Annotated in this window: 21 protein-coding genes; 12 read left to right on the forward strand and 9 right to left on the reverse strand. The window is 53.4% G+C overall.

Features of this window, described 5'->3' with window-relative positions; all coding sequences use genetic code 11:
* Nucleotides 1-17: 17 nt before the first annotated feature.
* A complete protein-coding gene (locus ACZ52Z_RS05450) occupies nucleotides 18-2,216 on the reverse strand; it encodes a PEP/pyruvate-binding domain-containing protein (protein ID WP_464269739.1) in 2,199 nt (732 codons plus the stop codon).
* Nucleotides 2,194-2,667, reverse strand: coding sequence for a pyridoxamine 5'-phosphate oxidase family protein (locus ACZ52Z_RS05455; protein WP_464269740.1), 474 nt, complete (start codon nucleotides 2,665-2,667; stop codon nucleotides 2,194-2,196). Before ACZ52Z_RS05455 ends, ACZ52Z_RS05450 begins: the two co-directional genes overlap by 23 nt.
* Nucleotides 2,668-2,878: 211 nt before the next feature.
* Here ACZ52Z_RS05455 and ACZ52Z_RS05460 point away from each other — a divergent pair, with 211 nt between their 5' ends.
* From ACZ52Z_RS05460 to ACZ52Z_RS05505, 10 genes are all read left to right on the forward strand, one after another.
* Nucleotides 2,879-3,412: a DUF3833 domain-containing protein gene (locus ACZ52Z_RS05460; protein ID WP_464269741.1), complete on the forward strand. Its 534-nt coding sequence runs from the start codon at nucleotides 2,879-2,881 to the stop codon at nucleotides 3,410-3,412.
* A 13-nt stretch (nucleotides 3,413-3,425) separates the two neighbouring features.
* Nucleotides 3,426-3,950, forward strand: a complete 525-nt coding sequence (locus ACZ52Z_RS05465) for a chalcone isomerase family protein (RefSeq protein ID WP_464269742.1) — start codon at nucleotides 3,426-3,428, stop codon at nucleotides 3,948-3,950.
* Between the two features lie 13 nt (nucleotides 3,951-3,963).
* Complete coding sequence (locus ACZ52Z_RS05470; protein WP_464269743.1) at nucleotides 3,964-4,380, forward strand: nuclear transport factor 2 family protein; 417 nt, start codon at nucleotides 3,964-3,966, stop codon at nucleotides 4,378-4,380.
* A complete protein-coding gene (locus tag ACZ52Z_RS05475) occupies nucleotides 4,377-5,096 on the forward strand; it encodes an SDR family NAD(P)-dependent oxidoreductase (protein WP_464269744.1) in 720 nt (239 codons plus the stop codon). Before ACZ52Z_RS05470 ends, ACZ52Z_RS05475 begins: the two co-directional genes overlap by 4 nt.
* 4 nt (nucleotides 5,097-5,100) lie before the next feature.
* The gene (locus ACZ52Z_RS05480; RefSeq protein ID WP_464269745.1) at nucleotides 5,101-6,333 is read left to right on the forward strand and encodes an NAD(P)/FAD-dependent oxidoreductase; all 1,233 of its coding nucleotides are present in this window, start codon (nucleotides 5,101-5,103) and stop codon (nucleotides 6,331-6,333) included.
* Nucleotides 6,330-7,067 carry a DUF1365 domain-containing protein gene (locus ACZ52Z_RS05485; protein WP_464269746.1) on the forward strand — a complete coding sequence of 246 codons (738 nt, stop codon included), beginning with the start codon at nucleotides 6,330-6,332 and terminating at the stop codon, nucleotides 7,065-7,067. The genes ACZ52Z_RS05480 and ACZ52Z_RS05485 overlap by 4 nt, the downstream gene beginning before the upstream one ends.
* Nucleotides 7,064-8,332 (forward strand): class I SAM-dependent methyltransferase, encoded by a 1,269-nt coding sequence (locus ACZ52Z_RS05490; RefSeq protein ID WP_464269747.1) that lies wholly within the window; start codon nucleotides 7,064-7,066, stop codon nucleotides 8,330-8,332. The genes ACZ52Z_RS05485 and ACZ52Z_RS05490 overlap by 4 nt, the downstream gene beginning before the upstream one ends.
* Before the next feature lie 429 nt (nucleotides 8,333-8,761).
* The gene (locus ACZ52Z_RS05495) at nucleotides 8,762-10,147 is read left to right on the forward strand and encodes an NfeD family protein (RefSeq protein ID WP_464269748.1); all 1,386 of its coding nucleotides are present in this window, start codon (nucleotides 8,762-8,764) and stop codon (nucleotides 10,145-10,147) included.
* Nucleotides 10,140-10,958: a slipin family protein gene (locus ACZ52Z_RS05500; protein WP_464269749.1), complete on the forward strand. Its 819-nt coding sequence runs from the start codon at nucleotides 10,140-10,142 to the stop codon at nucleotides 10,956-10,958. Before ACZ52Z_RS05495 ends, ACZ52Z_RS05500 begins: the two co-directional genes overlap by 8 nt.
* A 69-nt stretch (nucleotides 10,959-11,027) precedes the next feature.
* Nucleotides 11,028-13,466 carry a Lon protease family protein gene (locus ACZ52Z_RS05505; protein WP_464269750.1) on the forward strand — a complete coding sequence of 813 codons (2,439 nt, stop codon included), beginning with the start codon at nucleotides 11,028-11,030 and terminating at the stop codon, nucleotides 13,464-13,466.
* Nucleotides 13,467-13,629: 163 nt separating this feature from the next.
* Here the strand turns inward: ACZ52Z_RS05505 and ACZ52Z_RS05510 are convergent, their stop codons facing one another.
* Complete coding sequence (locus ACZ52Z_RS05510) at nucleotides 13,630-14,469, reverse strand: HDOD domain-containing protein (protein ID WP_464269751.1); 840 nt, start codon at nucleotides 14,467-14,469, stop codon at nucleotides 13,630-13,632.
* Complete coding sequence (locus ACZ52Z_RS05515; protein ID WP_464269752.1) at nucleotides 14,470-16,341, reverse strand: GspE/PulE family protein; 1,872 nt, start codon at nucleotides 16,339-16,341, stop codon at nucleotides 14,470-14,472. It abuts the gene before it with no gap.
* A gap of 284 nt (nucleotides 16,342-16,625) precedes the next feature.
* Here ACZ52Z_RS05515 and ACZ52Z_RS05520 point away from each other — a divergent pair, with 284 nt between their 5' ends.
* Nucleotides 16,626-17,294 carry a nitroreductase gene (locus ACZ52Z_RS05520; RefSeq protein WP_464269753.1) on the forward strand — a complete coding sequence of 223 codons (669 nt, stop codon included), beginning with the start codon at nucleotides 16,626-16,628 and terminating at the stop codon, nucleotides 17,292-17,294.
* Between the two features lie 50 nt (nucleotides 17,295-17,344).
* On the opposite strand, the gene ACZ52Z_RS05525 is transcribed toward ACZ52Z_RS05520, so the two are convergent.
* On the reverse strand, nucleotides 17,345-17,518 hold the full coding sequence (locus ACZ52Z_RS05525; RefSeq protein ID WP_464269754.1) for a hypothetical protein: 174 nt from the start codon (nucleotides 17,516-17,518) through the stop codon (nucleotides 17,345-17,347).
* A gap of 179 nt (nucleotides 17,519-17,697) precedes the next feature.
* Here ACZ52Z_RS05525 and ACZ52Z_RS05530 point away from each other — a divergent pair, with 179 nt between their 5' ends.
* The gene (locus ACZ52Z_RS05530) at nucleotides 17,698-18,042 is read left to right on the forward strand and encodes a TraR/DksA family transcriptional regulator (protein WP_464269755.1); all 345 of its coding nucleotides are present in this window, start codon (nucleotides 17,698-17,700) and stop codon (nucleotides 18,040-18,042) included.
* A 73-nt stretch (nucleotides 18,043-18,115) separates the two neighbouring features.
* On the opposite strand, the gene ACZ52Z_RS05535 is transcribed toward ACZ52Z_RS05530, so the two are convergent.
* The 4 genes from ACZ52Z_RS05535 to ACZ52Z_RS05550 form a co-directional block, all read right to left on the reverse strand.
* Nucleotides 18,116-19,522: a cobyrinate a,c-diamide synthase gene (locus ACZ52Z_RS05535; protein ID WP_464269756.1), complete on the reverse strand. Its 1,407-nt coding sequence runs from the start codon at nucleotides 19,520-19,522 to the stop codon at nucleotides 18,116-18,118.
* 83 nt (nucleotides 19,523-19,605) lie between these two features.
* Nucleotides 19,606-20,280 (reverse strand): lysophospholipid acyltransferase family protein, encoded by a 675-nt coding sequence (locus ACZ52Z_RS05540; protein ID WP_464269757.1) that lies wholly within the window; start codon nucleotides 20,278-20,280, stop codon nucleotides 19,606-19,608.
* A complete protein-coding gene (gene uvrB / locus ACZ52Z_RS05545) occupies nucleotides 20,273-22,321 on the reverse strand; it encodes an excinuclease ABC subunit UvrB (RefSeq protein WP_464269758.1) in 2,049 nt (682 codons plus the stop codon). The genes ACZ52Z_RS05540 and uvrB overlap by 8 nt, the downstream gene beginning before the upstream one ends.
* 111 nt (nucleotides 22,322-22,432) lie before the next feature.
* Nucleotides 22,433-24,310, reverse strand: a complete 1,878-nt coding sequence (locus tag ACZ52Z_RS05550; protein ID WP_464269759.1) for a GNAT family N-acetyltransferase — start codon at nucleotides 24,308-24,310, stop codon at nucleotides 22,433-22,435.
* Nucleotides 24,311-24,334 lie beyond the last annotated feature (24 nt).

Consider the following 24,334-nt stretch of genomic DNA (forward strand, 5'->3'; position numbering starts at 1 on the left):
GCCCAGAAAAAAGGGTATTAGGATTGCTGATCAACGGTAACAATCCCCAGGTACCCGTCGACGGTCAGGCGGTCCCCTGTGGTGACCAAATCGGTGACATCTGGAATACCGGTTATGCAGGGTATACCGTACTCCCTGGCTATAATAGCCCCGTGAATCAGCATTCCTCCTCTCCTTTCGACAATGGCCGCGGCCAGTGGCGCGACAAAGGTCATGTTGGGGTCAATGCTGTCAACAACCAGGATTTCACCAGCCTGAAAGGAATGCAATTCTTCGGTTTTCAGAATAACACGGGCCACCCCTTTGGCAACCCCTTTTGCTGCCGGCTGGCCTACCAGCTGCCGTGCCCGGACGCGACTGACGCTGACGGGCGATTCTGCTTGAGGACCATGATGGGCGACGGGGAGTGACCTCCGTCGACCGGCGAGCAGGTCTGCCACTTCTGCAGGTGTAGCACTTGCAGCAAGGGCTACGCCTCGCACGATGAGCCGATGCCGCCCCTCGATGACCGCAGCCTCAAGCTGCTGCTCAACCTTTCCCAGATAGATGTTGTCATCATCGCGAAGGCGGTAGCTGGCCCTAGCCAGTTCCAACAGTTCTTCTCCGCTGAAAGGATAGCCGGATTGTCCCATATGGTGAAGAAAACGGCGTTCTCCCTCATCCCGGCTGAACGTGGGAGGGTGCGAGGCATGCCGTGGGAGTCGGGCATACTCGAAAATCAGCTTGGTCAACAACCTGTTGCTGCTCGCCTCCTTTTGCCCCTTACCAGCAAGAAGTAAACCAAACCGTTCCTTCAGCTCTTTGATCTGCCGACGAAACTGCGGGTGCCGGACGCCTTCTATACCGGACTGTTCAAGCTCCCTCCTGAGTTGCTCATCCTCTCGCACATGGTCAGCAAGCCGCTGCAGCAGGGTATTACGATGGGTACTGAGCATCTGTTGACTACTGAGTAGCTGGATAAACTCATAGGGATCTTCAGGCGTCAGCAATTCGTTGTAGATTTCTCCAAAAAGTCGAACACCGTGAGCAAAGGGAATACACTCCTGCCAGTAGACATCAGTCCAGTGGGACGTGCGCGACAAGCGATGTTCAATGGCTGCGGCAAGGGCATGATCATCGAGGGTGGCGGGGTCACATCGCGCAAAGGCTGCAGCCTCCCGCTCCATTGCCGGCAGCACCTCTTCTTCAATCACTCTGCGCAGCTCAATCAGGTTGTCATAGCTACGGTGAAGACTAAGGTACCAGGGGCGTTTATCTCCTTGTTCAGCATCAGCCAAGGTCGATATAGGTCGAGCCTGCAGGATCTCCAGCTGTCCCTGACTAAACGTCCATTCCACATCGAGCGGATATCCGAAGTAGTGCTCAAGCCGTTGACACTCTTTCCACAGCCTGTGCAATCGGTCCTGGTCCAAAGGCGGCTTTTCCGTATCCGTAGGCGGGATCTCCTCCAGGACAATTTTCCCGGCTATGGCAGCGGTTTTATTCCTCCGATTCGCCGGTGCACCCCATTCCATGACCTTCCCGCTTGATCGGTCGAGAAACCATCTATCAGGTTCAATCCTGCCATCAACCAACCCCTGGTTCAGGCCATAAACAGCTTCCACTACCATCTGATCGGAACCCATCGGATCGCGGGTAAAACATACTCCCGAGACCTCGCTTTTCATCATCTGCTGGACCACCACCGCCATTCTGCTTGTCTCTACCGTCAAACCGAGTTCCTGTCGGTACAACAGCGCCTTATCAGACCACAGCGAGGCCCATACCTTTTTCACCTGACGAATCACCTGGTCAACAGGCACATTGAGCAAAGATTCATGAAGCCCGGCAAAAGAACCGCCGAGCTGATCTTCATCGGTGGCAGACGAGCGAACAGCAACCTGCCCGCCGCCAAAGACCTTCTCCAGATACCTGGTCATCTCCTGGTGGAGTTCCGTGGGCAGGGGGGCGGCCAGGAAAAGGGCCTGAATACGCAAGGCCGTGTCCCAGATCTCTTCCCACCGCATATCACCGAGCTGTTTGCGGTTGAGGGCAAGCGCGATTTTTTCGCGCAGCCCTTGGCTGTCAAGCATGCAATCATAGGCCTCACCAGTGATACAGACGGTTGTCGGCACCCTGCTGCCGGCCTGCATTAAAGTAAGCAGGCCCTTACCCTTGCCGCCGATCTGCGAGACAGGCTGCGTATGCTCACGCTCAAGCAAAAATATCCTTTTCATCGCCCAGGTGGTACTCCATCACATTCTGAAACCGATTCACCAGCAGGTAATGTCGAACCTGCACCTGCATAAGGACGGTGGCTGGAGAGGCGAGAAAATCCTCCAGGTAGGGGTGACGCTCCAGATAAAGGTTGCGGAAAAAACCCTGTTGCCCTGCCGGTATCCGGGTAGCAGTACCGACAATGGTCAAGGCTTCAGCGGCGTGAAAGTCTGCCTCGCAATTGCTCCGGGTATCAACCAGCAACGACACGCGCGACTCATGGGAAAGGTTGACAAATTTTCGGGATGCGGTACCGGTAGCGATTACCACTGTTTCCAGATCCGGAGTGTGGGCAAAGGCCATCAAACTCGCATAGGGTTGACCGTCTCTGACCGTCGACAAGACGGCAAGCCTTTGCGATGACAGCACCTTGACGATGGCTGTCTGCACCGAGATGTCATAAGATCCCATAGCGTCCTCTTCGCCCTCCTCCCCTGCAGAAGTACCGTAATTTGTCACTAGATAATGGTAGTAATGACTATCATAAATACCAAATTTTACTCTTGTTGCTTCCTTCGCTTTCCGAATTATTGTTTCACTTATACTGGAGGCATGAAAATGATTTTTCGTCTTTTTTCGAAAATTGCTCCTTACCAGAATAATTAATGCATAAACAGGAATCATGAAATATATTTTTATCGTTTTCATCATGTTAACCCTGCTAGCAGGGTGCGGCTCGGTTGATGTAGGGGAGTACGCCAACAACACCCCTCGCCTGGACCTGTTTAACTACTTTCAGGGCAACACCAAAGGCTGGGGCATTGTTCAGGATAGAAACGGCAAATTGCTGCGGCAGTTTGTGGTTGACATCAACGGCACCATCAATCAGCAGGGCGAGCTGGTACTTGATGAGGCTTTTCACTGGAACGACGGTGAAAAGTCACAGCGCATCTGGACCATCGCCCGCTCAGGCGACGACCGTTTCTCAGGCCGAGCGGCAGATGTCGTCGGCGAGGCCGTCGGCGTAACCGCAGGCAATGCCCTGCACTGGCAATATCACCTTGACCTGGTTGTTGACGGGCGCACCTGGAAGGTGCACTTCAACGATTGGATGTTTCTCCAGCCCAACCAGGTACTGATTAACCGTGCTGCCATGAGCAAATTCGGTTTCGGGCTTGGTGAAGTAACCATCATGTTCCGCAAGGCTGACAGCTGAGGAGGACTGCGTGATGCACAAATTGAGAATCCTTTTCCTTACCTTTCTGGTTGCAGTCCCCACTCCTGCACAGGCCATCATCTCCACTCTTGATCTGCAAAGCCGAGCGACCCTCACCTATCTCGGCTTTATCAAGGTATACGAAGCTTCTCTGTATGCTGAGCATCCGGTTACCGAACGTACTGTGCTCCAGACTGACACCAGTAAATGTTTGCGGCTGGAGTATGCGGTTTCTCTGGACACTGATGATTTTATCGAAGGTGCGGAAACCGTACTCAACAGACAGCATTCTCCCCAACAGCTGGCACAGGTTCGCCACCACATCGATCAACTTCACCGCCAGTACCGCGACGTACAATCCGGGGACAACTACACCCTCTGCTACGATGCGACCTCCGGTAGAACTACCCTTTCCCTCAATGATCAAGAACTGGTAGAGATTGAGTCTCCGCTCTTTGCCGCCATCTATTTCGGTATCTGGCTCGGTCCCGAAGACCCGCTGGATGATTCGGTCAGAGACCGGTTGCTTTCCCCTTAATCGGAGCAAACCCATGCAGAAACTCCTCGAAACCTACAACAAGCTCAACAGCACCAATCTGGACCTGCTGGATGCTGTCTACAGCCCACAGATACAGTTTATCGACCCGGTGCATGAACTGCATGGGCTCGATGACCTGAAGCGTTATTTCCGAGCACTCTACCAAAATGTCCAGGAAGTCAGCTTCACCTATCACCATCAGGTTCGCACAGCCGATGAGGGGTATGTGCAGTGGGAAATGCGGTTTAGCCATCCCCGTATCAAGCATGGAAAGCAGGTATCTCTGCCTGGCGTCAGCTTTCTCTGCTTCAATGAACAGGAAAAAATCTTCCTGCATCGTGATTATTATGACCTTGGCGCCATGCTCTACGAGCACCTTCCTCTGCTCGGAGGAATAATCAGTACCCTGAAAAGGAGGCTCCGCACATGAAGGTTCTTGTCACGGGAGCAACCTCCGGCATAGGCAGGCAGCTTGCCAAGGATTATGCGTCAGCCGGACATACCGTTTGGGCAGTAGGCCGCAACGAGCAGGCGCTGGCAGAACTCCATGCCATGGGGCTACAGACCGGTCAAGTCGATCTGACTGACCGACTGGCAAGCCTTGCCTGGTTCGAGCAGCTTGAAGAGCTGGACCTGGCCATTCTCAATGCAGGAACCTGTGAATACATTGACCTGCCTGACTTTGACAGTGAATTAGTTGCCAGGGTGATGCGGTCCAACGTGGAATCTTTCGCGATTTCGCTTGAGGGGGTGTTACCGCTGCTGCGAAATAGTTCTACCCCCCATCTGGTGGGTATCGGTTCCTCGGCGGCTTATCTACCATTACCGCGTGCTGAGGCCTATGGTGCCTCCAAGGCGGCTGTGGCCTACATGCTGGAGAGCCTGCGGGTGGACCTCTGCCGCGAGAACATTGCGGTCAGCCTGGTTTGTCCGGGGTTTGTGCGCACACCGCTTACCGACCGCAACGATTTTCCCATGCCTTTCAGGATAGAAGTGGAGGAGGCCAGCAAGATTATCCGCCGGGGCATAGCGCGTCGAAAAGCGGAGATTCATTTCCCTCAACGATTCACCCTGCTGCTCAAGGCCCTTTCCCTGCTGCCTCGACCGCTCTGGCATGCACTGGCCCGTCACATGGTAAAAGGATAACAGAATGAAAAAAATTGCCATAATAGGTTCAGGGATAGCGGGACTCACCTGCGCATACCACCTTTCACGCTATTATGAGATCACGGTGTACGAGGCTGCTGACTACATCGGCGGCCATACACACACGGTGCAAGTGGAAAAAAATGGAGAGCAGGCCGCCATAGATACCGGGTTTATTGTGTTCAATGATCGCACCTACCCGCATTTTATGCGACTGCTGGATGAACTGCAGGTAGCCTATCAGCCGACCGAGATGAGTTTTTCGGTGCGCAATGACGATCTGGGCCTTGAGTACAACGGCAACAACCTTAACAGTCTGTTTGCCCAACGCAGGAACCTGGTCAGCCCGCGCTTTCTGCGAATGCTCAGGGAAATCCTACGCTTCAATCGGGAAGTGCGAAAAGTAAAAACCACCTCCGGAGCAACCACCCTGGGAGAATATCTCTCCAAGGAGGGCTATTCCGACCTTTTCCGGAACAACTACATCCTGCCCATGGTTTCGGCGATCTGGTCCATGGGAATGCAGCAGGTCAATGAATTTCCACTGCAGTTTTTCACCGCCTTTTTTGACAATCACGGCCTGCTTGATGTCACCAACCGCCCTCAATGGTACACTATTATCGGCGGATCGAGCAGTTATATCAAACCATTGACCCATAACTTTCACAACCGGATCAGATGCAATGCTCCGGTAACCAGCGTGGAGCGGGAAGATAATGGGGTAACCCTGACGGTAAATGGCTCCCAGGTCCACTTCGATGAAGTTGTATTCGCCTGCCACGGTGACCAGGCCCTGCGGCTGCTCGCTGCTCCCACTGAAGCAGAGCAGAAAATCCTCTCCGCCTTTGTCTGCTCGGAAAACAGGGTGGTGCTTCATACCGATACCAGCCTCCTCCCGCGGAAAAGACTGGCCTGGGCAAGCTGGAACTATTTACTGGCTGACGAAGCGCAGTCGACAACCACCCTGACGTATAATATGAATATTCTGCAAAGGCTGCAGACTCGCCACACCTATCTGGTGACCCTCAATCAACGGATCGCCCCCGAACACACGCTCCGGGAATTCATTTATCACCACCCGGTTTACTCGCTGGAGGTCATTGATGCCCAACAAAAATGGCACACTCTCTCCGGTGTACATCATACCCATTTCTGCGGAGCATACTGGTTCAATGGCTTCCATGAGGACGGAGTCCGCAGTGCGCTGCGTGTCTGCGATACGCTGGAGGCTCTATGAAATCAGCACTCTATATCGGCGCTATAGCTCACCAGCGATTTACTCCGAAAGTACATAGGTTTCGATACCCTTTCTTCATGTGGTTGCTCAACCTGGAAGAAGTAGACCAGCTTCCGTCACTCGGCCGTTGGTTTTCCACCACCCGCTGGGCGATGAGCCGATTCTGCCGCTCAGATTACCTCGGGGATCCGCGACAACCGCTCCACCAGACAATCAAGGCTCGCATGGAGGAGCTGACCGGTCATCCGGTCGCCGGTCAGGTATGCGGCCTGCTGAATCTCCGAACCCTTGGAATCTACTTCAGCCCAGTGAATTTCTACTATGGGTTTACCGAGGAAGGTCACTGCTCTCATTTCCTGGCTGAAGTTTCCAATATTCCATGGAACGAACGACACCAGTATGCCCACTATCTCCTTCACGGCGATCTCGCTCCCAGTCATCCGAAAAGTTTTCATGTTTCCCCGTTCAATCCCATGAATCAGTCTTATCAGTGGCAGATCTCCCCCCCAGGAGAGCACATCGGGGTGCAGTTGGCAGTTAAGGACCATCGGGGGCGTGTGTTCGAAGCTTCCCTGCAGCTGGATCGCCGGCCGCTAACGATTCAATCGGTGAGAAAACAGCTGCTGCGTAATCCGGCAATGACGGCTTATATTGTCAGCGGCATCTACTGGCAGGCGCTTAAGCTCTACCTGAAAGGTGTTCCCTATATTGCCTATGAAAAGGAGGCGTCATGAGGAGGACTATTGTTTCTGATCAGCTTGATTCACTGCAGGTGACTCCCCTGGCGAGTGACCGCTGGGCAAGAAAACTGGTACACATGCTGCTGGCTAAAATCCGGCGTGGCAAGATAGTGATCAAGGATGGGCTTGGTGAACAGAGCTTCGGCAACGACCAGGATCTCTGTGCCCGTGTGCAAATACTGGATCACGGCGTGTACAAACGTGTGCTCTTCGGCGGTTCCATCGGCGCAGGAGAAGCCTACATCGACAACCAGTGGGAGGCAGACGATCTGAGTCAGCTGCTGCGCATCATGGCCCTGAACATTTCCTTGGTCGACCGCATGGAACAGGGATTTGCCTGGCTGCTGCGCCCACTGCACCTGGTGCGCCACCTGCTGCGTAACAACAGTAAAGGCCAGGCCAAGGCAAATATCCTTTCCCATTATGACCTGGGCAACGAGATGTACCAAACCTTTCTCGATCCGACCATGATGTACTCATCTGCCATGTATCCCCATGAAGCGGCCGTGCTGGAAGAGGCCGCCACCCATAAGCTTGAAATCATCTGCCGCAAGCTTGCCCTGCAGCCTACTGATCACGTGGTGGAGATCGGTTCCGGCTGGGGCGGTTTCGCTATTTACGCAGCCCAGCAGTATGGTTGTCAGGTGACCACCACCACCATCTCTGATGCCCAGTACCGTGAAGCAACCCGGCGGGTCAAAGCGGCAGGTCTGGAGGATAAGGTAACTGTACTTCAAAAGGATTATCGGGAGCTCACCGGACAATACGATAAGCTGGTAAGCATCGAAATGATTGAAGCGGTAGGTCACCGATACCTGCCCACTTTTTTTCGACAGTGTGAACGGCTGTTAAAGGAAAGCGGGGTGATGCTTCTCCAGGCAATCACCATTGCCGATCAGAAATACTTCCAGTATGCCCGGTCCGTGGACTTTATCCAGCGGCATATTTTTCCAGGGGGCTGCCTGCCTTCTTTGCAGCGTATGCAGGATATTCTGGCCAGAAAAACGGATATGGTGGTGCGGCACCTGGAGGATTTCGGTTTTGATTATGCACGGACCCTGCAGGATTGGCATAAACGCTTTCTTGCCGCTTCTCCCAAACTCAAGGAATTGGGATACGATGAACGTTTTCGTCGGCTGTGGCAGTTTTACCTTTGCTATTGTGAAGCGGGATTCTGGGAAAGGACCATCAGTGTGGTCCACCTGATGGCGACCCGGCCGCAAAACCGGCTTTCTCTGAAACTGGAATACACCCCCTGATACCTATCGACCCTTGCCGGAAAGGTCGCTTGCCGTTTTTCGGCCAAATAGAGGTGGTCGGTCGTTGCACAGCCGGTTGGCCTCATCCACACTCTAGCCTACCACTGAGGCCGATCGGCGAGAGTTGGGGGCCGCCTGCCTCTTCGGGCTTCATTCGCCACCAGGCTTGAACCAGCCTGCAGCCGCCCCACAGGCGTTCAGGCATGTCTGCGCAGGCTGCTCAACATCCAATTTTCTGCTCATCCTGCCTTACCCGACGGAGGACACTTCCTCCTTTCTCCGGATCCCTTCCCACCCTTTCCCGTGGCTGAGCTCGCCTTGACTTCAGTAGAACAACTTCAAGAGGTTAAGTGGTGTACAGCGAGTGAAAAATGCTTACAGTTTTACTTGGTGAGACCTCTATCCAGGTTCAGACCAGGTAACATACCCATGCGCCGACAGCTACTTTTCATACCCCTATTGATCAGCAGCATACTGGTTATCTGTGCGGACACCGGCAAAAGCCGCACCGCTGCCGACAGCTCTTCCTCTCAACCCGTAGCCCTGGTCCTTGAAGCGAAAGGGGTGGTCGGACCGGCATTTGCCGAGTACGTCATCAAAGGGCTGGTCCAGGCCCGCCAGCAGCAGGCGGAAATTATGATCCTGCAGCTGGATACACCCGGTGGTCTTGACAGTTCCATGCGTGACATCATCAAAGCCATCCTGGCCTCACCGGTGGCAGTAGCCACCTATGTCTCCCCCGAAGGATCCCGGGCAGCCAGCGCCGGAACTTATATTCTCTATGCCAGTCACGTGGCGGCAATGGCCCCCGCTACCAACCTCGGTGCCGCCACCCCGGTAAGCCTGACGCCTCTGCCTAAACCAGACACACCCACTGCCAAAGAAAAAGAAGAGGAGCATCCGGAACGTCCACCGACCGATACCTTGCAGCAAAAAATCATCAACGACGCCGAAGCCTACATTAAGGCCTTGGCTAAAAAACGGGGGCGCAACAGCGAATGGGCTGCCAAGGCTGTCACTCATGCAGAAAGTCTGACTGCTGATGAAGCCCTGCGCCTCAATGTCATTGATATTGTCGCCGTCGATCTGACCGATCTGCTCAGACAGATGGACGGCAGAACCGTGGAAACCGTCAGCGGCAGCCGGCAACTGCGCACAGCTGAGGCCACTCCGCTGTCTTTTGCTCCGGACTGGCGCACCCGGATCCTGATGATACTGACAGATCCGAATATCGCCTACATACTGCTCCTGCTCGGTGTGTATGGTCTGTTCTTTGAAATGACCAATCCAGGCTACATCTTCCCTGGAGTTATGGGCGCCATATCCATTGTGATAGCCCTGTTTACCTTTCAGGTTCTGCCTATTAACTACGCCGGACTGGCACTGCTGGCACTCGGAATGATCTTCATGGTTGCCGAGGCAGTAACCCCAACGTTCGGAGCGTTGGGTTCCGGTGGCCTTATTGCTTTTGTGATCGGCTCCATCATCCTCATGGATGAACCCTATCTGAGAATATCTTTACCCATCATCGGCGCCACCGCCGCAACCTCGGCTCTTCTTCTGATCATGGTCATCGGTAGACTGCTTTCCATACGACGCAGGCAGATACGGACCGGCAGCGAAGAGCTACTCAACAGCGTCGGCGAGACCCTGGAAGATATTTCCCCTGAGACAGAAGGAAGGATATGGATTCACGGCGAATCATGGAAAGGTCGCAGTTCCGAACCGTTACGTAAGGGACAAGCGGTCAGAGTGGTTGGCCAAAACGGGCTGGTTCTTTACCTGGAATCGGCCGAGGAGAAAACCAATGTTTGAAGCTGCCTCTTCCCTCACCTTCATTTTTCCCGCACTGCTCCTGATCGGTTTATTCGCCCTGTCCGTGCGCGTGGTCCGCGAGTATCAACGGCTGGTGGTCTTTTTTCTCGGGCGTTTTCAAACCGTCAAAAAACCAGGCCTGCGCTTGATCATTCCAGGCATACAGCAGGCCGTACGGGTTGATTTACGCGTCATCACCATGGATGTTCCGAGCCAGGATGTCATTTCCCGGGACAACGTAACCGTTCGAGTCAATGCCGTCCTCTACTTCAGAGTCGTTGATCCGGAAAAAGCCATCATCCAGGTAGAGGATTATTACAACGCCACCAGCCAGCTTGCCCAGACGACTCTTCGGTCTGTGCTTGGCCAGCACGAACTTGACGAGATGCTGTCTGAACGGGAAAAAATGAACGCCGATTTACAGGAAATTATCGACAAACAGTCCGATGCCTGGGGCATCAAGGTAACCAACGTCGAAATCAAGCATGTCGACCTCAATGATTCCATGATCCGTGCCATTGCCAAGCAGGCTGAAGCGGAGCGGGAAAGAAGGGCAAAAGTCATCCATGCCGAAGGCGAGCTGCAGGCATCAAAAGCTCTGCTGGAGGCAGCCGATGTGATCTCAAAAAACCCACAGGCCCTGCAGCTGCGCTATCTGCAGACATTAAACGACATTTCCAATGAAAACGCATCGACCATTATCTTTCCTCTGCCGATCGAAACTATCCAGTCCATCTTTTCCAGGGGAAACAATGGCAACGTTGGAGACAAGACCACCCCATCCGGCCCGCATCAGGCCAACACAGCATGACAAATGGAGGTAAAAACCCGGAAGACCCAATAATGGCACACCACTCCAATCCTTGCCCAGGGAGAGCCAATGAACATACGCACCGTTACCAAACAGGAAGCCTACCAACGCTGCAATCTTGACGATTTTGATTTTGAAACCACTGCCGAGGTGGAAGAATTCGCCCGATACATCGGACAAGAAAGGGCACTTGAAGCCGTTGAATTTGCTATCTCCATGGCCCAGGAAGGCTTCAACCTGTTCGTTGTCGGTCCTGAGGGTTCAGGCCGTCATAGCGTGGTGCAGTCCTTTATCGACAAACAGGCAAAAACCAAACCAACACCCAACGATTGGTGCTATGTCCATAATTTCGAAAATCCGCATCAGCCGCTGAGCCTTGAGTTCCCCCCTCAGCAAGGACTCACCTTCAAAAAAGAGATGGATCAGCTGATCGAAGCGGCCAAAACCACCCTGCCTGCAATCTTCGAAGGGGATGACTACCGGGCCAGAAAACGCTCTTTGGGAGAACAGCTCCAGCAGAAAGTCGACAAGCTCTATGAGCAACTGATCGCGGAAGGAAAGGAGCGCTCCATTGCGGTTATCAGAAACGAAAAAGGGATTGTTTTCTCGCCCATGGACGGCAAAGGCAATCCCATGGATATTGAATCGTTTCAGAAGCTCCCTGAGCAAACCCAGAAAAAAATCGAAAAAACCATTGAATCGCTCCACCAATCACTCCATAAAACCGTCCATGAAATCAACCGCCTGAATCGTGAGGCAAAAGAACAGCAAAAACAACTCCAGGAAGAAACCGCCCGCGTCAGCATCGGTCACCTGATCGATACCCTGCTGGTCAAATATGCCGAACATCCACAGGTAACCGCCTACCTGCACAGCATTAACAACGAAATGATTGCCCATGTGGATGATTTTATCGAATCACCGGGCATACAACAGAACCCCTTCTTCCAACTGCAGTCCGGGCAACCCTCTTTTCATCGCTATGAGGTCAACGTTTTCCTGAGCCATACCGAAGAAGGCGCACCGGTTATTTATGAGGACATGCCGACCTACCAGAATCTTCACGGCCGAATTGAGCATCAGGCACAGATGGGCATGCTGACCACTGACTTTTCCCTGATCAGGGCTGGGGCACTTCACCGGGCCAACGGTGGATATATTATCATCGATGCACGAAGGCTGCTTATGCAACCCTTTGCCTACGAGGGGCTGAAGCGAACCCTCCGCTCCCGTCAAATTCGGATGGAACCCGTGGAACGGCTGCTAGGGCTGGTCAGTACGGTTACCCTTGAACCGGAACCGATCCCTTTGGAGATAAAGGTGGTGCTCATCGGCGAACCCATGATCTACTACCTTCTGCAGGCCCATGATCCGGAATTCAAGACCCTGTTTAAAATACAGGCTGATTTTGAATATGACATGGAACGTACACCTTCCAGCCAGCAGCAGTATGCAGCACTCATCGCCGGACTGGCCGGAGATAAAAAACTGCTTCCGCTGCATAAGCGAGCAGTGGCACGGATCACCGAAGAGGCGGCACGTCATGCGGGAGACTCGGGCAAGCTGTCGCTGCATATTCGCAAAATCGCCGACCTGATCAAAGAAGCGGATTACCTGGCACGGAAAGAAGGACACCCCCACATCGACATCAGTAACATCGAGGCTGCCCTGGCGGCCTCCAAACGCCGCGGCGGCAGAATCAGTGACCGCATTTTTACCTCCATACAAGAAAATATCCGCCATATAGATACCAGTGGGGCCAAAATCGGGCAGGTAAACGGGCTTTCAGTGGTGGCCATCGGCGACGATACCTTTGGTTTTCCCACCCGTATTACCGCTGTCACCCGACCGGGGAAGGGGGATATTGTTGATATTGAGCGAGAAGTGGAATTGGCCGGCCCGATCCACTCCAAAGGCGTAATGATACTCGGAGCCTTCCTCAACTCCCGATATGCACGCAACATCCCCCTGGGACTGCAGGCCAGCCTGGTTTTTGAACAATCGTATGGCGGGGTTGAGGGAGACAGCGCCTCGTGTGCCGAACTCTGCGCCCTACTCTCATCCCTCGCCCAGGTCCCGATCAAGCAAAATATTGCGGTCACCGGCTCGGTAAGCCAAATGGGCGAGGTACAACCGGTAGGAGGAGTAAATGAGAAAATAGAAGGTTTTTTTGAAGTATGCAGCACCAGGGGATTGACCGGAGATCAGGGCGTGATCATCCCAGCTGACAACCTGCGCCACCTGATGCTCAACAGCCAGGTGGTAGAGGCTGTTGATAGCGGCCAGTTCACCATTTACCTTGTTTCAAGTGTGGATGAAGCCATTTCCCTGCTCACTGGGATGGAGGCAGGGGAACCGGGTGCAGAGGGTTACCCTGAGGGGACAATCAACAACCGGGTTGAAGCCGCTCTCTATCGTTTTGCCCGAGATCTGCACGACTTTGACCGAGAGGATAAAACCGACGAACGAGACAAGCCGCACAAGGTTTCCAGCCCAGATTGCTCATGAGTATTGGTTTACCGCAATGGTCAGCAAATGACTGGCCCGGACTTCTCATCAAGTGGAACTTATTGATTGAAAACAAAAAACAGACTGGTCATGGTGCGATTACTCTTTATACAATAATATCAGTTAATTGAGTTTAAAATCAAAAGTTCATGAGAAGTTCGGGCTAAGCGGAGAAGGCAGGCACGTCTTCCAGGGCGATCTCCAGCTGTGCCAGTTCGACTTCCGTGAGGTTCAGCAGGGTGACTTCAGGAGCAGCGGAAATGACCACGTCGCTTTCACTAACCAAACCGATCCCCAGCTTATGGCAGACCATATTGGCCATGCGTACCAGCGCCAGCAGGGTATTGGCCTGGTCATATTCTGCTGCATGATGGTCCCGCACAACCTCGGCGAAAAGGGTCGGCATATTCCAGCGGCACATGAGCCTGTACCCCTGCTCGCAGTGCAGTTTTTCCATGGCCTCCTGAATGAGGGGTACACTGACTTGCACCTGCTTGTTTTTGCGCTTCAGATACTCAATGACCAGAAGAATAAACAATTTACCCACGTCGTGCAGCAGACCGGAGAAAAAAGCCTGGCTCTGGGTCACGCCATAGTCATGCCGCTTGGCCAGCCATGCCGCCCCATACGCACAGCCTGCTGAGTGCTGCCATAATCGACGCATAATAAGGTTGATATGCTTGTCGCGGCTGGAGAATCGATTTTTGGTCGTAGCCACCAGGACAAGCTTGCCGATTTCCTCCACCCCGAGACGAACAATGGCTGCCCGTACGGTGGTCACCTCCGACAGCCCCCGATAGAAGGCGGAATTGGCAATTTTAAGCACTTCAGACGCCAGCGACTGATCGGTGGTAATCAATTTTTCAATTCGCCCTATATCCTGCTCTTGGCGGGCAAGTTCTTCCTGGATGCGCACAGCCGTCGCACTGAATACCGGCAACGGCACCTTGCCGGATTCGATGCAATGGGTAACCAAATCGATAAACGATGTTTTCTCTGTCATTTATTCTCCACAAAGTCGGCGAAGCAGGTTTATCGGTCGTGGTTTTGCCAAACGCGGCAGACAGCGGAAAAGTTCATCCAGCGTTGTCTGGCCAGCAGCGGCTTTTACCAGCCCGTCCTCAAACAGGGTGATCAACTCGCTCTGCTCTATACTCAATTGACGGATCTCATGACTGGTCTTCTGTTCCAGGATTGCATTACGTACCGGCTCATCGAGCACCAGCAGCTCAAAGACCCCCACGCGCCCGCGATAGCCCGTGTAACTGCACTCGGCACAGCCTCTTCCCTGCACAAAGTGAACACCTGCCAAGTCGTTTGGCGCACATCCCAGCTGTTGGAGCGCATGGGTACTTGGCTGGGCAGGGACCTTGCACGCCGGGCAGACGCGGCGGACCAGTCTCTGGGCGAGCACGGAGATGACCGTGGAAGAGATGAGAAAAGGTGCAATATCCATGTTGAGCAGCCGTATGAGCCCGCCTATACTGTCTTCTGTATGAAAGGTGGTGAGTACCTTATGCCCGGTGAGCGCAGCCTGAACAGCCACATCAGCAGAATAGACATCACGGATTTCCCCAATGACGATCACGTCAGGATCCTGGCGGACAATATGACGCAGGGTCTCATCAAAGGTCAGATTGATCTCCGGGTTGATCGAGCACTGGGCAATGCCGTCTAAAACGTATTCAACCGGTTCTTCAGCCGTGATAATACTGACCTGGGGGTTTTTTATGTGATTGATGCAGCTGTACACTGTCGATGTTTTTCCGGAACCGGTTGGACCGGTAACCAGCAGGACCCCGCTGGGACGGTTTACAGCTTCATCGAGAAACCGGGAGAGCATCCGTGGGGCCATGCCCAGGGAATGCATATCAAGCACCTGATCCATTCGGTTGAGCAGGCGCATAACCACCTTCTCTCCATGGACCGTGACATAAATAGACACCCGAATATCCAGCTCGCCGCCGCTATATTCAAACAGCATCCGACCGCCCTGGTGACGCCGTCGTTCTGCAATGTCGGCTTTACTCATCACTTTGATCCGGCTGACCAACGACGACGCCGTTTCCAACGGGAAATCCTTGTATACCTGCAGGACGCCGTCTTCGCGGAAACGTACCTGCAACCGATCACTAAACGGTTCAATATGGATATCGCTCGCCCTTTTTTCCACGGCTGCCAGGATGATACTGTTCACCGTTCCTACAACCGAAGAATCGGTGACCGTTCGTTGCGCACCGCTTGAATAGCGTACCAGAGCCATCTCCAGAGCCTTTTTCAGTACCGTCGCACCGGAAAGGGCAAGCTCCAGCTTTGACCCCAGAAACCGCCGTAGATCACGGAGACCGTCAGGATCAAGGGGGTCAGCAGTGGCTATCAAGGGTTTGCCATCCTGCTTTATCGGCAGCAGACAGTGCTTTTCCAGAATCTTTGCAGGAACCTTGGTCATGGCCTCCTGATCGATCATGGTCAGGTTCGGTTCAACCACCGGCAGGCCAAGCTGCAGGCTCAATACCTGGAGCAGGCGCTGTTCATCAATGAAATTATGTTTGACCAGGATCTGGCCCAACTTCTCTTTGCCTGCTTTTTGCTGCAGCAGTGCAAGTGCGGAATCAAGGTCGCCAGAGCTGATATAGCCCAGTTCAGCGAGCAATTCACCGAGGCGAACAGAGGTCCCGTCCTGTTTGAGGACCTTACGCAATGCTTCATCGCTGACCATATCCAGCTCACGGAGAATGGTGTACAGTGCGCGGGGTACTGTCAATTTCTCCTGAATACGAACGGCGTGCTGTATCTGATGGTCCGTGATCACCCCATGCTGTTTCAGCAAGGTGATGAGTTTGCCATGCGGTTGCTCTTTTCTGTCTGTTTTCATGCTCCTCTGAGTTTACTCCTCCTGCTCGCTCTTTGCCGGGACGTGCTGTTGAGAACAGGTCTCGACAGGGCACGAGACGATCTTCAACAAGGAAAACGTCTTGTTAGCGACGACGACAAAGGAAGTGTACCTGTTCTTTTTCAGGATGAAACCGCAAAAAGAGTGTGGCTTTGCGGCCCAACGATGGTTAGGGTTGCGCTATTATTGTTGTGTCTCTTTTCTGGTCTTGAGCAGAAAAGAGGCCTGATTGCCAATTCATTGTACATTATCTATTCCATTTCCTTATGAATGTATACCAAGCACTCCTCGCCCGTAAATCCACCCGTGCCTTTCTTGACAAGCCTGTCAGTAAAGAGCAGATAATCCGTATCCTTGAGGGGGCCAGACACGCGCCGTCCGGAACCAATGCCCAGCCGTGGCAGGTTGCCGTGGTCACGGGTAAAAAAAAAGATACCCTTACTGCGGCCATAACCAAAGCTTTTACAGAAAAGGGCAGCGGTACCATGGATTACCAGTACTATCCGGTTGAATGGCGCGACCCCTACAAAAGACGCCGTGTCGCCTGCGGCGCCCAACTCTACGATGCCCTGAACATCGAACGACATGATAAAGCAGCACGATTGACCCAGTGGGCAGCAAACTACCGTGCTTTTGACGCACCGGCGATCCTTTTTTTCTTTCTTGATCCGATTATGAAAAAAGGTTCATTTCTTGATTACGGCATGTTCCTTCAATCGGTCATGCTCGCCGCCGTAGAAGAGGGGCTCGCGACCTGCGCCCAGGCAGCACTCGGTCAATTCCCGGAGTTAGTCAAGCATCAACTTGGCTACGATCAGGAGACCATCCTCATCTGCGGCATGGCCCTAGGGTATGAGGATACGGAAGCGCCGGTCAACCAGTATCGAACTCCGCGCGAAGAAATAGAGGTTTTTACGCGCTTTATTGATGCGTAGAGGTGCTGATACCCGAGACAGATGCTGCTTCCAACCACCAGGGCGACACGCTACCCGTCTTCGTTTTTCGCTGCCGTTATAACCACCCCGTACGTTCGCTCCTCGCGCTTGCTGATCACTCCGCCGGCTTTCGGAATAAGGGTATCCATGCTTTGCGCCATAAGCGGCACGCACAGAAAGGTGAACTCCTGTCCGGATCGCATGCTGCCCAGACGTGCACGCACGTCTTCAAATCCCCATCAGCAGTCTTTTCTGTAATCGATATCTATGCGTATGCGCTTTCTCATGCAGGCTTCCACAGTAGAGGATCAGACGGAATATAAACCATCGATCTTTCCCATCGTACGGTACAGGTCAATGGTGCAAAGCAGACCAGGTGTTTTCAACTCAATCACCAGATATTATGAACGATATTGATCGACAACGCTACAAACAAATCCTGTGCGCACGACGCGAGGAGCTGCGCGCGGTGCAGCAGGCAGCCCATGACCAGACCAGGCCGGTTGATCTCGATCAATCGAGCGTCGGCAGACTGTCGAGAATGGATGCCATGCAGTCCCAGGCCATGGCCCAAGAAAACAGGCGACGCCGCGATGTGGAGCTGATACGGATTGAGGCGGCTCTGGAACGGCTGGACGCAGGGGAATACGGCTACTGTGCTGCCTGTGATGAGGAGATCGACAAGCGTCGTCTGAACGTTGATCCGGCCAATCCGTTCTGCGTGAGGTGCGCCCGACAAGTGGGGTGACGATTGGCAATCGTCACCTTCATCAGCCTCGAAGTATCCTGAATGCCGGTTCAGAGACCTCAGGGGGGCACAATTATGCTCTGCGAGCCCGGGCAAAGGTCTGGGCGGCTTGGATCAATCCGGTTGCCCAGCAGGGGGTGCCAGGGGCAAGCACATGGGTATACATGGCGAGCACATTGTTCTTGCGTAATCCGTCGCGCCCGTTGACAAATCCGGTTCCCCGCTCCATCTTCAACACCAATTCATCATCCATGCCATCCCATTGTTCGATGGTGGAATATCGAAATTCGTGCCCTTTTACCTGGGTGCCTATCGGATAAAAACTGTTCTTCTTTTCCACGGTAAAAGCGGAGTAGCCATGGGCCTGTGGTTTGTTCGACAGACCGAAATCAACCGGAAAAACGTCGGTCAACGGGTACTGTCGTCCGTCAATTCGAATGGAACGTCCCAGGTAGATTAAACCGCCGCACTCAGCATATACAGGGAGGCCTGCATCAACGGCCTCACGTATGGAACGACGAAATGAGGCATTGGCCGCCAGTTCTCGGGCACTGGTCTCGGGGAACCCGCCACCTATATACAGACCGTCGAGTCCCGGTGGAAGCTGCTGCGCAGAGAGGGCATCGATCATGTGCAGCTCAGCACCCTGCCGACAAAGTATTTCAAGATTTTCTTCATAATAAAACTGGAAAGCAACATCCCGCAACACCCCGATAACCACCCGTTGAGCAGGCTTCCCGTTGACCGGCTGAACCGGATGCACGGTTATCGGCGCCATCGCATCAACGATGGCCGGCAGATCAAACTGGGCACGGACAGTATCAGCCAATCCGGCAACAGCCCCCTCAGCATTTTCGTATTCCTGCAGGGGTGTGACTCCGAGGTGGCGCATGGGAAAAACATCTTTTCTCAGGCGAGGCATGATGCCTCTGACCGATAGCGGAGTGTACCTTTCGATGGTCTGACGGATAATCGTTTCATGACGTGGAGTGGCAATCTGATTGAGGATAACCCCGGCAAAACGGACTTCCGGGTCAAAACTGCAGCATCCGAGAACCAGCGCTCCGATGGTTCGGGTTGCCTTGGAGCAATTGACCACCAACAGCACCGGTTGATCCAGCTGCTTGGCCAGCGTGGCAGTGGAATAGCGTCCTTCGGCATCCACCCCATCGTAGAGTCCTCGATTACCCTCAATCACGGCAACATCGCAATGCTGTATATGACTCTCAAAGCTGAACCGAATCGCCTCCGGCGTCATAAGGTATGGATCCAGGTTGTAACAGGGCGATTGTGCGGCGGCAGAAAGCCAGCCGGCGTCGATGTAGTCCGGCCCTTTTTTAAAGGCAACAACTTTGGAACCACTCTCCATGAGAGCCCTGGTTAAGCCGACACTGACCATTGATTTTCCGGAACCGCCGCTCAGCCCAGCAACGACGAGGCTCTTGACTGTGGATAATTGCTGCTCTGAAGGAGATGTCATAGAGTGCACGAGTGAATACATAAAAGTTGTCCACAGCCTGAGCCGTCAATAACCGGCCGGAGTGGAGAGAAGGACTAAGGAAATCAGGTTGCGTCGTGAGGACTCCGGCCGACCTCTTGCCAGGCCTTGGTATAGAGGTTGTTGAGCTGTTGTTCCAGCTGCTGTCTGTACTCTTCCAGCTTTTGCCCATTGATTTTTTCAGGAATGGTCAAGGGATGGCCGTAATGTACGGCAATGGTGGAAAAAGGAAGAGGAATGGCTGTCCGGTCCCAGCTGCGAAAAGCAATATAGCGGTTGGCGGCCCATACAAGGGGAATAATGGGAGATCCGGTCTTTGCCGCCAACAGGATGCAGCCCCCCTGTGCCTTTCTTGCTGGTCCCTGGGAACCATCGGCAACAATGCCGGCATTATGCCCCTGCCCCACCGCCTTGATCATAGCCCGCAGGGCCTTGGTACCGAACCTGTTGGATGACCCCCGCAACGGAACATGCCCTATGCAGCGGGCGACTTCGGCTATGTACTCGCCATCACGACTGGCACTCACCATGACTGCCGACTTGTACTTGCGCAGATGATACAAGAGGTAGGCAAAGGAGTAATGCCAGAACACGGCAATTGCCGGTCCACCGGCCAGCACTGCCGCTCGATGCTCCTTCCCGGTAACCCGCACGCGGCAGGTACCAAACCATATCCTGGTCAGGCCGACAAACAGACGGGGAACCAGTTTAAGTGACACCCTGTACCAGAAATCAGCCAACTTCCAACTCCAGCATTTTCAGGGCATTGATCTGGTCACGATAGGCAGCGGCTTCCTCAAAGGCGAGGTTCTCTGCTGCGGCAAGCATTTTTTTCTCCAACATTTTGATCTCAGCCTGAAGATCATCCACCGTCTGATAGACGATCTCAGGCTCTGCTGTCAAGAGTCCGTCTGCGGTAACGGTTCCTGACTCGGGTTCCCAGCCCGATGCCTTAAGGTGCTCGATAATCGAATCCTTCACCTCCGAGACGATGGTCTGCGGCTCGATGCCGTGCTCCTGATTGAAGCGATCCTGCACCGCGCGGCGCCTGGTGGTTTCATCAATGGTATATTGCATCGAGCGGGTCACTTGGTCGGCATAGAGAATGACCGCACCGTTGGCATTGCGTGCAGCCCTTCCGCAGGTTTGCACCAACGATCGCTCTGAACGGAGAAACCCCTCCTTATCCGCATCGAGAACCGCCACCAGCGAGACCTCAGGGATATCGAGGCCCTCTCGCAGGAGGTTGATCCCGACAAGCACATCATATTCCCGCTGACGCAGACCTTTTATCAACTCCACCCGCTCCAATGTTTTAATATCCGAGTGAAGATACCGAACCCGGATGCCGAGTTCTTCGTAATACTCAGTCAGGTCTTCAGCCATCTTTTTGGTCAGGGTTGTAACCAGCACCGCCTCGTTACGGCTGCTCCGCAGGCGAATTTCTTCCAACAAATCATCAACCTGGGTCGATGCCGGCCGCACCTCGATAAACGGATCCAGCAGACCAGTGGGTCTGATGAGCTGCTCCACGATTACCCCTCCGCTCTGCTCAAGTTCATAGTCTCCGGGCGTTGCGGAAACATAAACGACCTGGTTTATGCGTTGTTCAAATTCGTCAAAGCGCAGGGGGCGGTTATCGAGCGCCGACGGCAGGCGAAAGCCGAAATTAACCAGGGTTTGTTTCCGTGACCGGTCGCCGTTATACATGCCGCGTATTTGCGGTACCGCAATGTGCGACTCATCAATAATCAGCAGGTAATCATCAGGAAAGTAATCGAGCAGGTTGGGAGGTGGTGCGCCAGGTGTTTTTCCGGTCAGGTGGCGACTGTAGTTTTCAATGCCATTGCAATATCCCAATTCGGCGATCATCTCCAGGTCGAACATGGTTCGTTGTTCGAGCCGCTGTGCTTCCACCAACTGGTTATGCTGATATAGTTCCTCAAGGCGGTCGCTCAGCTCCTCCTTGATAGTGCGCATGGCGGTTTGCAGGTTCTGCTGGCTGGTCACAAAATGGCTTCCTGGGAATACGGTGACTTCCCCAACGTCCTCAATCACCACTCCGCGCAGGGGATCAATAAACGAGATGGTCTCTACGGTATCGCCGAAAAACTCCACCCGCACCGCGAGCTTCTCTTCATGCACCGGAAAAATATCAATAACATCGCCACGTACCCGAAAGGTGCCGCGATGAAAGGAAATATCGTTGCGCTCGTAGAGCATGAAGACCAGCCGCCGCTGCACCTCTTCCATGGGGTAATCCACACCGACCTCAAGAAAAAGATGCATGTTGCGATATTCTTCCGGCGATCCCAGACCATATATACAGGAGACAGAAGCAACTATCAGAACATCCCTCCTGGTAATCAAGGAGCGAGTCGCGGAATGGCGCATCTTATCAATGGCATCATTAATGGACGAGTCTTTTTCTATGTAGGTGTCTGAGGCGGGTATATAGGCTTCCGGTTGATAGTAATCGTAATAGGAAACAAAATATTCCACCGCATTATGGGGAAAGAGTTCACGGAACTCTGCAAACAGCTGGGCCGCAAGGGTCTTATTGGGGGCAATTACCAGGGCTGGCCGCTGAATCTCAGCCACCACCTGGGCCATGGTAAAGGTTTTGCCGGAACCGGTTACCCCCAGGAGGACCTGGTCGCGAACACCAGTATTAATTCCATCAACCAGTTGGGCAATAGCTGCTGGCTGATCACCTGAGGGTGTAAATTCGGTTACAAGCTGAAAGGGCGTATCGGTTTGGTACTGCTGGTTATTGCTCACTGACTCTGTTCCATTGATCTATAACTGCAAGTCCGGGAAGATCCATGGTACATGGTATTGCCATGAAAAACAACAGGCGGCCATCCATTCCTGCTCCGGTATACGCCTGATTCAAAACTCCATGTCAAAACTGTACACACCCTCTTCTATGGTGCTGCTCACCTTCAGGCCGGAGTTATTAAACACGCTCTGCATACGCTTGTTCTCCCGCAGCACCTCGGCGGTGAAACCCGAGATGCCGTTTCGCTTGGCGATCTTGATCAAATGTTGAAAAAGAAAGGTCCCCAGCCCTTTATTCTGCCAGTTATCGCGAACGATAAATGCCACCTCAGCCATATTACTTTTTTCGTTCAGGTAATATCTTCCGACCGCAATAATCTGGTCTCCGCTCGCCTCAGGAACTGTTGCCACAATACACACATCGCGACGGTGATCAATGTAGACAAAGTCTTGAATGTGACGGTGCGTAAAGCGCTGATTGCTCATGAAGCGGTAGTAGATGGTTTCCTGCGAGAGGTTGTATACCAGGTCCCGCATATGTGGCTCATCAGTCGGTCGAATGGAACGTATGGACACATTGGTACCATCCGGCATGAGGTAGGTCGCAATCATGGCCTCTTCTCCCGGCACAAAAAAACGGCTGCCGAAACGGGCCAGATCGGGGCGGAGATACTTGGCCGCAACCGCCTCCTTGAACAGTTGCTCCCTGAAGTCCGGATGGGCGATGGAGATCAATGCCATCACCCTTTCCTGGATCGATTTGCCATGCAGGTAGGCGACCCCGTACTCGGTCACAACGTAGTGTACCGTCCCACGGGTAATGACCACTCCTGAACCGGGCCGCAGGGTGGTGACAATCCGCGACTGCTCTCCGCTTTCATCCAACGACGGTAAACAGACAATAGCCCTGCCGCGCTCGGATTTTGACGCACCTCGATTAAAATCAATCTGCCCGCCGATGCCTGAATAGAAACGGCCGCCTACGGAATCGGAGCAAATCTGACCGGTCAGATCCACCTCCAGGGCCATATTCACCGCCACCATCCGCTTCTGCTTGTTGATTACATTGGGATCATTGATATATTCGGTGGGACGAAAGCTAAACAGGGGATTGTCATCCACAAAATCGTAGAGTTTCTTGGTCCCCATGCAGAAGCTGGCAGTAATTTTTCCTTTGTCAATGGTCTTTCTCGCCCCGGTCACGGCTCCGGACTCAATCAGCGGTATGATGGTATCGGAGATCATTTCAGTATGAAAACCGATATCCCTTCGCTCATGAAGAAACTCCATCACCACCTGGGGTATTCGTCCATACCCGGGAACCCTGCCCAGTCCGAGTTCAATGGTCGACCCATTTGGTATGAGGGCGGCAACTTCCTTGGCAATGGTTCGACTGACATCATTGGGCGGATCTATCTCTCGCTCCAGTATGGGATGATCCACCGGAACCAGGATATCCAAATCATAGACGTCAACCAGGGTGTCGCCGTGTGTCCAGGGCATGTTGGGATTAACCTCGGCAATGACCAGCGAGGCGTTATCTGCGGCACTGCGGACAATATCCACCGATATCCCCAGGCTTACCTTGCCGGTTTTATCAGGAGGCGTCACCTGGATAAGGGCCACGTCAATCGGCATGATCCCGGAATTGAGCAGGTCGGGAATATCTGAAAGCAAAATGGGGGTATAATCACCCAGCCCCTCCTGAACGATTTCACGGACATTGGAACTGATAAAAAACGCATTGATGGCAAAGCACTCGCTCAACTTCTTTTCTGCATACGGGGCTGCCCCCTTGGTGATGAGCTGAATGATCTCCACATTACTCAGCTGCCCTGCCCGCCTGGTCATGGCAGCAATAAGCATCTGTGGAGCTCCGCAACCGGTGCCGATAAAAACCCGTTGCCCTGCCCGTAGATGCGAAAGCGCCTTGGTGGGAGTGGCGATCATATCGCTGTATTTTTCCTGCCAGTCGTTATCGTATTCCATGGTATACCTGAGTTAGAGAAAGAG

This window comes from Desulfogranum aggregans, assembly GCF_055398265.1.